The sequence below is a fragment of the Mariniflexile sp. HMF6888 genome (assembly GCF_044335535.1).
GTDB lineage: Bacteria > Bacteroidota > Bacteroidia > Flavobacteriales > Flavobacteriaceae > Mariniflexile.
Genome location: NZ_JBIQVZ010000012.1, coordinates 1 through 13,042, shown reverse-complemented (window position 1 = coordinate 13,042; position 13,042 = coordinate 1). Strand labels below are relative to the sequence as shown.

Genomic DNA, 13,042 nt, shown 5'->3' with positions numbered 1-13,042 from the left:
CATGGAAAGAAGAAATTTTATACTAACAGCACTTGCAGCCTTATCTACGTTGGCATTTACAAAAATTAAATCAATATTACCAATGAGGACAGACAAAGGATTCAAAGTCAATTCAGGTGAGGCAAGATTTGGCAAGCATTATAAAATGAAAGGTGTCACACTCAATACACTTGACATTAAAATATCAGGTAAAGATACAGAAAACGACTTATCGGTTTTTGAGCAAACTGGATTAACGCCGAATGGTGGACCACCTTTACATATTCACCCAAATCAAGACGAATGGTTTTATGTAATTGAAGGCGATTATATTTTTCAATGTGGTGATGAAAAATTCAAGCTAAAACCTGGAGACACCATTTTTCTTCCTCGAAATGTTCAGCATGCTTTTGTTCAACTTACTGAGAAAGGCAAAATGATTGTTTCTTACTTGCCAGCAGGCAAAATGGAAGCTTTTTTTGAGACAACAGACAAATGGACATCACCTCCAACTAAAAAAGAAATAGCTAAAGTATTTGCCGATCATGACATGAAAGTTGTCGGACCACCATTAAAAATTAAGTAGGCAAATATGAGAATTAGCAGTACACAACATGGGTAACTGTTGCACAACTCATAATTTCAAATAAATTCAATAAATTTTGACAATAATAAAAATCATTAAAAACAATCAATTTACTGTTTGTCAAACAACGATAATTAGAGATAAATTAGAGAATTTCATAGTTGTGCAACAGGCACAACAGCTATAGTTCCTTTAGACTTTCCTTGCGGAGAGTCCTTTCGTTGAACTATTGCCAAGTTTTATTTATTAACTTAGTACCAAACCCACACAACAAACCATATACACACCATTAGCAGCAACCAACCAAATACAACCGTTAAATTAGAATAGACTGACAGAATGAACAAAGAACTGCTAAAGATAATAGCTCAGAATGTAACACTTACCGATAGTGATAAAGATTTGTGTAAAAAACATTTTGAACCCGTGCTATTCCCGAAAAACCGAATTATTGAAGAAGAAAACAAAATCCCGAAATATCTCTACTTTGTAGTTTCGGGTTTTGTGCGATTGTTTCACTACAACGAAAAAGGTGATGAAGTAACAACACACATAAATTGTCCGCCCGGATTTATCACTTCGTATTTCAACTTCATCAATCAGACAAAAGCTAACGAAAATTTGGAGTGCGTTACGGAATGTGAGTTGCTTAGAATTTCCAAAGATAATTTGGATTTATTGACACAGCAAAGCATAACATTTAAGGATTTCAGCATTTTGGTTTTTCAACAATCGCTTGCCTACAACGACAACCGCTCAAAAGAATTGGCGACACTCACGGCAGAACAGCGTTATCATAAACTCATTGACAATTATCCACACATTTTGCACAACGTTCCGTTGCAATATATCGCTTCGTTTTTGGGAATGAACCCAAAAAGTTTGAGCCGAATACGAAGAGAAATCATTAAGTAACATTTGCGAAGTGTATTTGAACAATCAATGTTGAATTTTGTACCGTAATTAAACATCAAAAAATATGGTACAGAAAAATTTAGCATTGGTTACGGGAGCAAATGGACATCTTGGTAACAACTTAGTGAGATTACTCATTGAAAAAGGCATTCCTGTTCGGGCTTCGGTCCGCAATATCAAAAATAAAAAACCATTCGTTGGTTTAGATTGCGAAGTAGTGCAAGCGGATATCACAGACAAACAATCATTGATAAACGCATTACAAGACATTGAGGTTTTTTATGCCGTTGGTGCAGCGTTCAAACTTTGGGCAAAAGATCCGAAAAAAGAAATTTATGACATAAATCTTTCTGGAACAAAAAATATGATTGAGGCAGCAGCCGAAGCAGGCGTAAAAAGAATTGTGTATGTGAGTTCCATTGCAGCGTTAGAATATTCCAAACTTCCAACAAAAGAAAGTTACGGCTACAACACCGACCGCAGAGATATGTATTATAACTCAAAAAATGACGGGGAAAAACTGGCGTTTGAATTGGCAAAGAAGCATAACATTGAATTGGTTGCCGTGTTGCCATCTGCTATGATTGGAAGCGAAGCATTTGCACCATTAAACGTTTCTTACAACATCATCAACTTGATTTTAAAAAAGCAAATTCCTGTTGAAACCAATATCACACTAAATTGGATTGACGTTAAAGACGTTGCTGAAGGTTGTTATTTAGCGGCTACAAAAGGCAAAAATGGCGAACGCTACATTTTGGCAAACGAAAAATGCACATCAATTAAAGACACAACAAAAAATGCACAAGAATTATTTCCCGAACTGAAAATTAAACTGCCTATGGCAGTTCCAAGACCAATTCTGTTTACAGTTGCGTGGTTTATGGAAATCGGAAGTATGATAAGCGGAAAAGCACCTTTGCTGACAACCAAAGACATTGCAATGTTTTCGGGACTTCAACAAGACTTTGACATTTCAAAAGCACGGACAGAATTAGGTTTCAAACCAAAGAGTTCAGCACAAGCCGTAAAAGAAGCGATGAAGTATTTGCATGAAAATAAAAAGCGTTTTTAACTGGCGACAAAAGGGTATGCTGCTAACAATGTATCCTATGAAAAGCACTAGCCTAGTTCCCTAAAGTTAATATTTATTTTTTAACTATCAGCTTTAAGAAGACTATGACTTAGCAGCAATATAAAAAAAAGTAAGCCGTATATACTAACCTTAATTCTCTCTTTTTGTTTTTTCTGGTTTATAACTTAAATTTAATATCTTTATTCAAAATCAAACTTAAGTTATACAATCACGTTACCTACAAGCTTGCCCCGTCCTGAATAAAGGCTACATAATTTTAAACATTATGTAGAGAAATGACAAAGTAATCAGACGGTATTGGAAGCCAAGCTTGTTGAAATGATTCAAGGTTTATAACGCGGTCCTGATAAAAAATAAGAATACAGTTGCCAATTAGCATAATGATTATTTAATTGATGGGTTGGTTTATAAAAAGATAATATGGAAAATTTTGATTGGACTTCATATACGATGCGAATAGCCATTAAGTCTGCTTTGTCCAACATTTATGATGCTTGGACAAAAGGGTCTGAACTAGAACGATGGTTCTTGAAGAAAGTTGATTTTTACAAACCAGACAATTCTTTATATGAGCCAGACAAGAATGTTGTTGAAAATATTCAATATACATGGTATTGGTATTTGTATAATGAACCCATGAAAGGGAAGATCACAAATGCCAACGACAAGAATTATATTCAATTTACTTTTGAAGGTGATTGTTTAGTGGATGTAAATCTTGAAGAAGTTGATGGATATGTTATTGTCACGCTAAAGCATCATAACATTCTATTAGATGATAATTCCAAACAATATGTGCGGCTTGGTTGCTCAAACGGTTGGACTTTTTATCTAGCAAACTTAAAATCCATATATGAAGGTGGAATAGATTTAAGAAATAAGAATGAGAAGTTTTCCCCAATGATTAATAACTAAAAGCACCTATTGCTAAACAAAGATTAAGTTTTATTGCTGCTGAAAGTTTTAAAAAATGGTTTTACCTTTCAAAAAACTTAAACAGTCTTTTAAAGTGGCATCTGAATAAATTAAACAATAAACACGCAACTTTTCAAGAGATACAAAACCATTGGCAAACATTTAAAGGAAAATGGAATATTTTACACTCGCTCGAGTCATACATGTTATTGCAGTAATTCTATGGATTGGTGGTGTCGCTATGGTTACTACCGTACTAATTCCTGCAGTCAGGAAGATGAAATCGAAAGAAGAACAAATACAAACATTTGAGCAGATTGAAGGGCGATTTGCAGTTCAAGCGAAAATAACAACTTTACTGACGGGAATAACAGGTTTTTATATGCTCTATGAACTGAATGCATGGAACAGATACTTCGACTACAGGTTTTGGTGGATACATGCCATGACATTGGTTTGGATAGTTTTTTCATTGATACTTTATGTCCTTGAGCCATTTATACTTCATAGGGTTTTTAAAAAATACGCAGTTAAAAACCCAGAAGGAGCTTTCAGTATTATGCATAGGGCACATTGGGTACTATTAATTCTTAGTCTTATTGCAACCGCAGGAGCTGTAGCAGGAAGCCATGGTTGGTTTTGGATCAAATAAATAAAATAAAACGATTTGCCAACAAATTTGGTAACCGTAATACAAGATATTTAAAACCATATGTGGCAAGTTCTATTAACTATGTATTACTTGAACTTTATAATATTACTGACAATGCGGTAATTGCAAATACCCTAATTAGAACAAATAATTTATTCGCAACCAAACAGATTTTGCAAACTAATGATATAATTAATGAATTTCCACAAAGAGAAATCACTTTAGGTATAAAGTTAAGTTCAGAAATAAATGACCAGTTTTCTGCTAGTGGGATTTCATACTTAGTGTTAAAAAGAAGCAATTGAAAGAAGAATTTTGTAATAAATTCCAACTTTAGAAGTTATAACATACCATTGTAAGCAAAACGAATTATAAATAGCAATGGTCTATAAAAGTAGAAGGTGATCTTTCGAAATAGTAAGTAGCAATTCAAAGTTTGCGGATTGCAGGACAGAACGGTATTAAGTATTTGCTGCTGTGGGCTATCAAGCAACATAAAAGAGGCGAACCTTTCGGCTCGCCTCTTTCGTTATTAAATTTTTATTTTAATATACTATTGCGGTTTCGTAACTGAACTTCCGTCAAGGATAACTGCCGTTTGTGCAAGGGCTCTTCCATTCATGGTTGCTCCTGTTTGTAATGTAATTCCTGTCATTGAAAGTAGATTGCCTTCAAAATGTGATGTAGTTCCAAAAGTTGCTTCTCCAGCCACTTGCCAGAAAATGTTTTTAGTTTGTGCACCTCCTTCTAAAATTATATTAATACCAGCACTCATATTAAGGTTACCTGCAATCTGAAAGATCCAAACATCACTTGCTGTACCGGAAACGGTGATTGATGAAGGTATGGTCACCGAACTTGTCCATTTGTAAAGCCCTGGCGAAAGTGTTTTTCCACCAATGTTTCCTGTTGCAAATTCAACAAAATCAGGTGAGGGTCTGTCCGCTGCATCGTTGTAGGCAGTAATCATATTTTCAACTGCTGTAGTCAAATTAATAGGAGTGGGATCAGCCATGTCAGCCGCATATACTTTACCTGTAATTTGTGCCGATGTTGCATATCCGGTGGCATTGGTTAATGCCAATCCAGTAACATAAGACGTTGCGGCAGGGCTTAATCCTAAATCACCAACAATGGTTGAAGTTGAAGAATTATTAATGGCTGTTTTAGCTAAAACAACATAATTTGCCGATGCACCAAGATTTACTGCGTCAAGAGTGGTTAAAGTACCTCCAGTTGTGAAATTCCAAACCATATCGGCAGCAATTGCTTTACCCGCAAGGTTTTTTACGTCTCTAGTTATAGTGGCTGTATAAATTTCACCAGCAGTTAAATTATTTGATGGTGTAAAGGTTGCCGTATTTCCAGAATAGTCAACCGATCCAGAGACATCCGTTGTTCCCTGTTTTACGATAAAACTGGAAGTCGTTATTGTTGACGCATCCATTGGCTCGCTAAATGTTGCTGAAATGACTGCATTACGTGAAACACCCGCTGTATTATTGGTAGGGGAAGTTTCATTAATAGTGGCGAGCGGTGTATCATTATCATCTTTATTGTCACAACTAGTGAATAAGATAACTGAGGCCATTACTAAGAATGATAAAATGTTTCTGATTTTCATATTTTTTTGTATTGTTTGCGTGTGAAATATATCACGTGTCAAAGGTAGGCTCTTAATTTGCGGAGGTGTTACATGATATTTTTAAATAGTTACATGTTTCTCACAATTACATGTAAAAAAACCTTGTGTGCTTTTAATCCAAATAATGAACTTCTATGATAAAAAACAGCATTTGTTTTTTTATTATCTTTGACATGATGCTACTACTTGAAAAAAATATAAAAAAAGTAAAAACCCTATGTGAAAAGCATAAGGTTGAGAAACTGTATCTATTCGGGTCAGCTACAAACGATACGTTTAATGATGCTAGCGATATTGATTTTTTGGTTCGTTTTAAAAAATCTGATTTGAATTTATACTTTGAAAACTATATGGCCTTCAAAGAAAAATTAAGAAAATTATTTAAAAGGGATATTGATTTAGTAGAAGAGCAAACATTAAAAAACCCAGTCCTGATTAATTCCATAAATAAAAGTAAAGCATTGATTTATGGATGAGCGAATTTTGAAATGGTTATACGATATTGATTTTGCCATTAATGAAATAGACTCTTATTTTGAAGGTGAAGAAAAAGATTTTTCTAATTACAAGAAAAACACGATGCTTAAAAGGGCCATTGAAAGAGATTTGGAAATAATTGGTGAAGCTGTTAATCGAATTTTAAATCGTGATGCTTCATTTGGGCATGAAATTTCAGATGCTAAATCAATTATTGGTTTAAGAAACCAAGTAATTCACGCTTATGATAATGTGTCCGATGAAAATATTTGGTCGATACTTATAAACCACCTTCCAAAACTTAAAAAAGAAGTAAGCAAACTAATTTCAGAAAACAAATAGTTAATTCGTTAATAACTCATAACAATTCCTTTTTAAAACCACCTTCTAAATTCCTATTTTGCGACTTCAAATTTCATTCCCGTGCAAACGGGAATCTCATTGTAAATTTTGATAAAAGTGAAAGTCTGTATTGCCGAAAAACCAAGTGTCGCCCGCGAAATTGCCTCCGTTTTGGGTGCCAATACCAAACGCGATGGGTATTACGAGGGCAATGGTTATGCAGTAACGTATACCTTTGGGCATTTATGCACCTTAAAAGAACCCAACGATTATAAACCCTATTGGAAAAGTTGGGATTTAAACAACCTGCCCATGCTTCCCGAAAAATTTGAAACCAAAGTGGTGTCGAATTCGGGTATTCAAAAGCAATTTAAAATAGTTAAAAGTTTATTTGATAAAGCCGAAGTGGTTATCAACTGTGGGGATGCGGGGCAAGAGGGCGAACTCATCCAACGTTGGGTCATGAATGAGGCCAATTACAAAGGTGAAGTAAAACGCTTATGGATTTCATCATTAACTACTGAAGCCATAAAAGAAGGTTTTGAAAACTTAAAGCCATCGGCAAACTACGATAATTTATACTATGCAGGTTTTTCCAGAGCTATTGGCGACTGGTTGTTGGGTATGAATGCTACACGCTTATACACCGTAAAACATGGGGGGTACAAGCAAGTATTGTCTGTTGGGCGCGTGCAGACACCAACGTTGGCCATGGTCGTGAACCGTTTTAAAGAAATAGAAAACTTTAAACCACAACCGTATTGGGAATTACAAACCATGTACCGCGAAACGCTTTTTAGCTATGAAGAAGGGCGTTTTTTAAAAAAGGAAGATGGTGAATTATTGGCCAATAAAGTAAAGGAAAGCGATTTTGAAATTGTATCTATCGAAAAAAAGAAAGGTAACGAGTACGCACCCAAACTATTCGATTTAACAGGTTTGCAGGTGTATTGTAATACTAAGTTTGGTTTTTCGGCAGACGAAACGCTTAAAATAGCACAAACCTTATACGAACAAAAAGTAGTAACCTATCCCAGAGTAGATACCACCTTTTTACCCAATGATGTTTACCCAAAAGTAACAGGCATTCTGCAAAAGTTAACTAATTACGCCTCTTTAACACAGCCGCTTTTAGGAAAAAAGATTAAAAAGTCTCCCAAGGTTTTTAACGATAAGAAAGTCACCGATCACCACGCTATCATCCCCACAGGCATGCAAAGCAACTTGCAGTACAACCAGCAGCAGGTATATGATATTATTGTAAGGCGTTTTATTGCGGTGTTTTATGATGATTGTTCGGTATCGAATACCACTGTGATAGGGAAAGCTGCTGAGGTCTCGTTTAAAACCACAGGAAAGGAAATTTTGGAAAAGGGTTGGCGTGTGGTCTTTGAAGATCCAAACGCTAAAGAAAAAGAACCGGATATATTACCAACATTTGTAAAAGGTGAAAAAGGGCCACACGAACCTTCGTTTTTAGAAAAGGAAACCAAACCACCCAATCAGTTTACTGAAGCCTCGTTACTACGTGCTATGGAAACCGCAGGAAAAGAGGTAGACGATGACGAGTTACGCGATTTAATGAAAGAAAATGGTATTGGGCGTCCATCAACACGTGCCAATATTATTGAAACACTTTTTAAGCGCAAATACATCGTTAGAAACAAAAAACAGGTATTGCCAACCCAAACGGGTATTCAGTTAATTGATACGATTCAAAATGATTTATTAAAATCGGCAGAACTAACAGGTACTTGGGAAAAGCAATTAAAAGATATTGAAAAAGGCGAATTTACTGCAGGAGCATTTATAAACAACATGAAACGTATGGTTGACGCCTTGGTGTATGAGGTACGTAGCGAAACGACTCGAGCTAATATATCGCATGCGGCAACCATGAAAAAACACAAAGCAAAATCAGAAAATAAGAAGGCGGCGGGTATTTTGGCTGAGGTTTGTCCGAAATGTAAAAAAGCAACCATTATAAAAGGAAAATCGGCTTATGGTTGTGGTAATTATAAAGCAGGTTGCGATTTTGTATTGCCATTTACGTTTGCCGAGAAGAAAATATCGGAGAAGCAATATCTAAGGTTGCTCCAAAAGGGTTCTACGGTCAATTTAAAAGACTTTAAGATAAATACGGGTACCGTAGAGGGTTTGTTGCGTTTTGATGAAAATTTCAAGCTTAAATTTGAGACTAAAAAAGGACTAAAGAAAGCGGAAGCGACACCAGATGAGTTAGCCTGTCCGAAATGTAAAAAAGGTACGGTTATTAAAGGAAATGCCGCTTATGGTTGTAGTGCTTATAAATCGGGTTGCGATTTTAAGGTGACTTTTGATACAGTTAGGGAAAAAATAAACGGAAAAAAACCAACCAAAGAACTGGTTTATAGTATTTTGAATGGAACTGTCTAAAAGCGAACATCGCCATTTTATAATTTATAAACCTTATGGTTTTTTAAGTCAGTTTGCGAGTAACGATAGCAAACAGCAATCTAAAAAGTTTTTGGGTTTGTTACATGATTTTCCAGTGGGCATCATGCCTATTGGTAGGTTGGATGAAAAATCGGAAGGTTTGTTATTACTTACAACCGATGGGAAAATGAGCGATTTTGTGAACAGCCAAAAAGTAGATAAAGAATATTACGCCCAAGTAAATGGTGATATCACACTTGAGGCGATTGAAAAACTATCGAATGGAGTGGAGATTGGTTTTAATGGCAAGAAATACCAAACGAAACCTTGTAAAGTGTTTAAGTTAGATGCTATTCCTGAATTACCGGTACGCTCTCAAAAAATTAGGGATGACAGACATGGACCAACGTCGTGGGTTTCAATAATATTAAACGAAGGTAAGTTTAGACAAGTGCGAAAAATGACCTCGGCAGTAGGATTTCCAACCTTACGGTTAGTGCGGGTTCGGGTAGGTAATATTCACTTAAGTAATATGCAGGTTGGCGATGTGGTTGAGGTTCTTGGGTTTGATTGAGTTGCAAAGTCACAAAGTAGCAGAGTTTCAAAGTTGCAGAGTATCAAGATTACAAAGTTGAAGCGTTTCTATGATTCAAAGTTTTAAAGTTGAAGGATTTACTGAAAACTGCGACTGAAAACTGTGACTGAAAACTGTGACTGAAAACTGACTAATTGGTAAGTGCGTTAGGGATTACTCTAAGTTGATATTTTAAATTATTGAAATCGTGAATGCTTTGCATTTATAGCGGAAAGCCCACAGCGAGGTAGGAGCGAGGACTTGTAGCCTTTCGTAAGCTGCGCTTTTATCTTCAAATAAAAATATATTTTCATTTTCGACTGTGCTCAAGATAAATTACTAGCCCGACCCGATAGGTAAACGCCCCAATATTATTTAGATAGTCTCTTACAGTCTAAACTTCTAGTTTTTTTAATTCTTTGTAATTTCGGTTAAGGCGTTTTAGCAATAGACCATAAAGCAGTTTGTAAAATAGCCAAATAATAAATACAAATACTGCTGTAAAGCCTGTTAAAATGGCAAAGGCGATTAGTTTTTGTTTGTCGCTGAAATGAGTAATGGTGTCGGACAATTCGGGGTTATGTATAATGGCAAAATACATCCCTACTGCCATAGAGATACATGCCATGACCAAATTATATATAACGTAATATTTTATGACTTTTCGGGTCTTTAAAATGCTCTCCATTAATTTTTTAGCATTATCAGTTACCGAAATGGCTTTATGAGCTTTAAACAGTAGGTAGATAAATAGTAATATAATGCCATAGCTAAATATGGTTAGTGCTGTAAATACATAGTCGTTTGTGTAGATGGTATCTAAACGTTCCTTGAAGGTGCTTGATGTGAAATAGGGGATGCTGTTTATCAAAATCCAAAAAACAAGTTCGGCAATGCTTATGTAAAAAAGCGTCTTCACGATGGATGACGATTTTTTGTGCAGCATCGGGTATATATCTTGGGAAGATAATTTTTTATGTTCTGGTTTTTCTTTATTCCAGTCTTTCTTTAATAGTTCTAATTCATCCATATGCTTACGGATTTAAAATGGTTCTAAGTTTTGTTTTAATTCGGTTCATTTTCACTCTGGCATTCACTTCACTAATACCCATGGTCTCACTAATTTCTCTATAATCTTTGTCTTCTAAATATAAAAATACAAGGGCTTTTTCGATATCGTTCAGTTGGTGTACGGCTTTGTATAATATTTTAAGTTGTTCTTCTTCGGTGTCATCATAAGCTTCTGCTGTTATTTTAAATGCTACACCTTCAAAGTCTTGTGTGTTTATACGGCGTTTCGATTTTCTGTAAAGTGTAATAGCAGTGTTTAATCCCACACGATACATCCAGGTGCTAAACTTGGCATCGCCACGAAACTTTGGATACGCTTTCCAAAGTTGGATGGTGATTTCCTGGAATAAATCGTTATGCGCATCATAATTATTGGTATACAAACGGCATACCTTATGTATGATGTTTTGATGCGTTTCTAGCAATTCAACAAAACTATGTTCTAGTTCTTTATTCAAATCGGTTATATAGTTATTGAACTCATCTTGACTTTTTTCAATTGGCTGCAAAATAATCTTTTTGCCCCAAATCTTACCTGTTTTTTTACTTCGTAGCGCTGCTATGGAGTGCTAAAAAGCTAAAATCTGGAACTAAAATCTCTATTTTTCGCTTCAATCAAAAAAATCAAGATGAGTTCATTATATAAGTAGCTTAATATTTTGGAATGTTACATCCATATTAAATTAAATTTAAAAATAGTTTTTAAACTTGATGCATAGTATCTTTGCGAAAAAATATTTTATTTCTTTTTTTATGAATATTCCCCAAGTAACTATTCCCAGAGTTGTAATAATAGGCGGTGGTTTTGCTGGTATTAATTTAGCAAAAGCATTAGGTAATAAACCTGTACAAGTGGTGTTGATTGATAAACGGAACTATCACACATTTCAGCCTTTATTGTATCAAGTATCGTCGGCAGGTTTAGAGCCGGATTCTATTGCGTATCCACTTCGAAAAATAATAAAGAGATATGAAAACATGTATTTTCGAATGACAAAGGTGCGTGAAATTAATGCTGATACTAATGAGATACATACCGATATTGGGGTGATTGGTTACGATTATTTAGTAATTGCTACAGGAACTAAAACAAATTACTTTGGAAATAAGGCTATTGAAACCTATAGTATGCCTATGAAAAAAGTGCCTCAAGCATTAAATATTCGAAGCTTGATTTTGCAGAATTTTGAAGAGGCAGCCATAACCAATGATAAAGCGACCCGGAAGGCCTTGTTGAATTTTGTTATAGTAGGTGGAGGACCAACAGGGGTGGAACTTGCAGGAGCTATAGCAGAACTTAAAAACCATGTTTTACCCCGAGATTATAGAGATTTGATTGCGGGCGATATGCAGATTTATTTGTTAGAAGGTAGTTCTAGAGTGTTGCCAACAATGAGTGAAGAAGCTTCAAAAAAAGCAGCAAGATTTTTAACTAAATTAGGGGTTCTTGTGCATTGCAACACTTTTGTAAAAGATTACGATGGCAAAAAAGTAACTACAAATTTAAGTTTACAATTAGAGTCTGATACCTTAATTTGGGCAGCTGGCGTAACAGGGGATTTGGTTAAAGGATTGAAAGCTGAAGCCTTAATGGAACGTGCAAATCGATACAAAGTAAATGACTATAATCAGGTAGAAGGTTATACCAATATTTTTGCCCTTGGAGACATCGCTTTAATGGCTTCGGAAGCGTATCCAAATGGACATCCACAAGTGGCACAACCAGCCATTCAACAAGGGCAACTTTTGGGTAAAAATATCATTAAATTAATACAAGGAAAACCACTAAAAAAATTCAAATATATAGACAAAGGATCGATGGCAACCGTGGGTAGAAATAAGGCGGTTGTAGATTTAAAACATTATAAATTTGGAGGCTTTTTTGCATGGTTTGTTTGGATGTTTGTACATCTTATGGCATTGGTTGGTTTTCGAAATAGAGTGGTGGTTTTCTTCAATTGGACTTATAATTATATCAATTTTGATAAGGCGGCACGACTTATTATACGTCCGTTTAATAGATTAAAGTAAAAGTTTATTATTAGCATTTTAATCTATTGATTATTAATTTTTTGAATTTAAGTTATAGATTTTGTCTATTGCCGATTTTTGACCCCTTGAATGATTAAAATCGATGTAATTTAGTAGGTCGGCATACTAAAAATCCAGGCAAGGAGAAAAGACGCATAAAACTTATTTAGAGCCAGTAAACTATCCGAAAGGTATAAAAAAAATAGCACTGAAAAAAAACAAAATGGCGACTTGTTTTTGATTCGCTTCCTTGATGCAAAATTGCAGAAATTAGTAGCATTAAAATTATAAGCAGATACATAATTCTGGGAGTCAATAAATCCACTTAATTTATCTTTCAAAAT

The 13,042-nt window shown here is 35.1% G+C and carries 14 protein-coding genes; 11 read left to right on the top strand and 3 right to left on the bottom strand.

Annotated elements, in window-relative coordinates; genetic code table 11:
• The first annotated feature begins 1 nt into the window (after position 1).
• The 6 genes from ACGLWY_RS17385 to ACGLWY_RS17360 all read left to right on the top strand — a co-directional run bounded on the left by ACGLWY_RS17385 (position 2) and on the right by ACGLWY_RS17360 (position 4,448).
• Positions 2 to 565 carry a cupin domain-containing protein gene (locus tag ACGLWY_RS17385; RefSeq protein ID WP_396620947.1) on the top strand — a complete coding sequence of 188 codons (564 nt, stop codon included), beginning with the start codon at positions 2 to 4 and terminating at the stop codon, positions 563 to 565.
• Positions 566 to 904: 339 nt separating this feature from the next.
• Positions 905 to 1,480 (top strand): Crp/Fnr family transcriptional regulator, encoded by a 576-nt coding sequence (locus tag ACGLWY_RS17380; RefSeq protein WP_396620946.1) that lies wholly within the window; start codon positions 905 to 907, stop codon positions 1,478 to 1,480.
• Between the two features lie 64 nt (positions 1,481 to 1,544).
• Positions 1,545 to 2,555: an NAD-dependent epimerase/dehydratase family protein gene (locus tag ACGLWY_RS17375; protein ID WP_396620945.1), complete on the top strand. Its 1,011-nt coding sequence runs from the start codon at positions 1,545 to 1,547 to the stop codon at positions 2,553 to 2,555.
• Between the two features lie 441 nt (positions 2,556 to 2,996).
• Positions 2,997 to 3,491, top strand: a complete 495-nt coding sequence (locus ACGLWY_RS17370) for an SRPBCC domain-containing protein (RefSeq protein WP_396620944.1) — start codon at positions 2,997 to 2,999, stop codon at positions 3,489 to 3,491.
• A 172-nt stretch (positions 3,492 to 3,663) separates the two neighbouring features.
• Entirely contained in the window at positions 3,664 to 4,143 is a 480-nt protein-coding gene (locus tag ACGLWY_RS17365; protein WP_396620943.1) for a hypothetical protein, read from the top strand.
• Positions 4,131 to 4,448, top strand: a complete 318-nt coding sequence (locus tag ACGLWY_RS17360) for a hypothetical protein (protein ID WP_396620942.1) — start codon at positions 4,131 to 4,133, stop codon at positions 4,446 to 4,448. Before ACGLWY_RS17365 ends, ACGLWY_RS17360 begins: the two co-directional genes overlap by 13 nt.
• A 248-nt stretch (positions 4,449 to 4,696) precedes the next feature.
• Here ACGLWY_RS17360 and ACGLWY_RS17355 read toward each other — a convergent pair whose 3' ends face one another.
• Entirely contained in the window at positions 4,697 to 5,767 is a 1,071-nt protein-coding gene (locus ACGLWY_RS17355; RefSeq protein ID WP_396620941.1) for an ice-binding family protein, read from the bottom strand.
• A 155-nt stretch (positions 5,768 to 5,922) separates the two neighbouring features.
• On the opposite strand from ACGLWY_RS17355, the gene ACGLWY_RS17350 reads away from it, so the two are divergent.
• The 4 genes from ACGLWY_RS17350 (at position 5,923) to ACGLWY_RS17335 (ending at position 9,596) form a co-directional block, all read left to right on the top strand.
• The gene (locus tag ACGLWY_RS17350; RefSeq protein ID WP_396620940.1) at positions 5,923 to 6,264 is read left to right on the top strand and encodes a nucleotidyltransferase family protein; all 342 of its coding nucleotides are present in this window, start codon (positions 5,923 to 5,925) and stop codon (positions 6,262 to 6,264) included.
• The gene (locus ACGLWY_RS17345) at positions 6,257 to 6,607 is read left to right on the top strand and encodes a DUF86 domain-containing protein (protein ID WP_396620939.1); all 351 of its coding nucleotides are present in this window, start codon (positions 6,257 to 6,259) and stop codon (positions 6,605 to 6,607) included. The genes ACGLWY_RS17350 and ACGLWY_RS17345 overlap by 8 nt, the downstream gene beginning before the upstream one ends.
• Positions 6,608 to 6,724: 117 nt before the next feature.
• Positions 6,725 to 9,022, top strand: a complete 2,298-nt coding sequence (locus tag ACGLWY_RS17340; RefSeq protein WP_396621001.1) for a DNA topoisomerase 3 — start codon at positions 6,725 to 6,727, stop codon at positions 9,020 to 9,022.
• The gene (locus ACGLWY_RS17335; RefSeq protein ID WP_396620938.1) at positions 9,009 to 9,596 is read left to right on the top strand and encodes a pseudouridine synthase; all 588 of its coding nucleotides are present in this window, start codon (positions 9,009 to 9,011) and stop codon (positions 9,594 to 9,596) included. Before ACGLWY_RS17340 ends, ACGLWY_RS17335 begins: the two co-directional genes overlap by 14 nt.
• Positions 9,597 to 9,990: 394 nt before the next feature.
• Here the strand turns inward: ACGLWY_RS17335 and ACGLWY_RS17330 are convergent, their stop codons facing one another.
• Positions 9,991 to 10,626, bottom strand: coding sequence for a hypothetical protein (locus ACGLWY_RS17330; RefSeq protein WP_396620937.1), 636 nt, complete (start codon positions 10,624 to 10,626; stop codon positions 9,991 to 9,993).
• 4 nt (positions 10,627 to 10,630) lie between these two features.
• Positions 10,631 to 11,125, bottom strand: a complete 495-nt coding sequence (locus ACGLWY_RS17325) for an RNA polymerase sigma factor (protein ID WP_396621000.1) — start codon at positions 11,123 to 11,125, stop codon at positions 10,631 to 10,633.
• 295 nt (positions 11,126 to 11,420) lie between these two features.
• Here ACGLWY_RS17325 and ACGLWY_RS17320 point away from each other — a divergent pair, with 295 nt between their 5' ends.
• Complete coding sequence (locus tag ACGLWY_RS17320) at positions 11,421 to 12,698, top strand: NAD(P)/FAD-dependent oxidoreductase (protein WP_396620936.1); 1,278 nt, start codon at positions 11,421 to 11,423, stop codon at positions 12,696 to 12,698.
• Positions 12,699 to 13,042 lie beyond the last annotated feature (344 nt).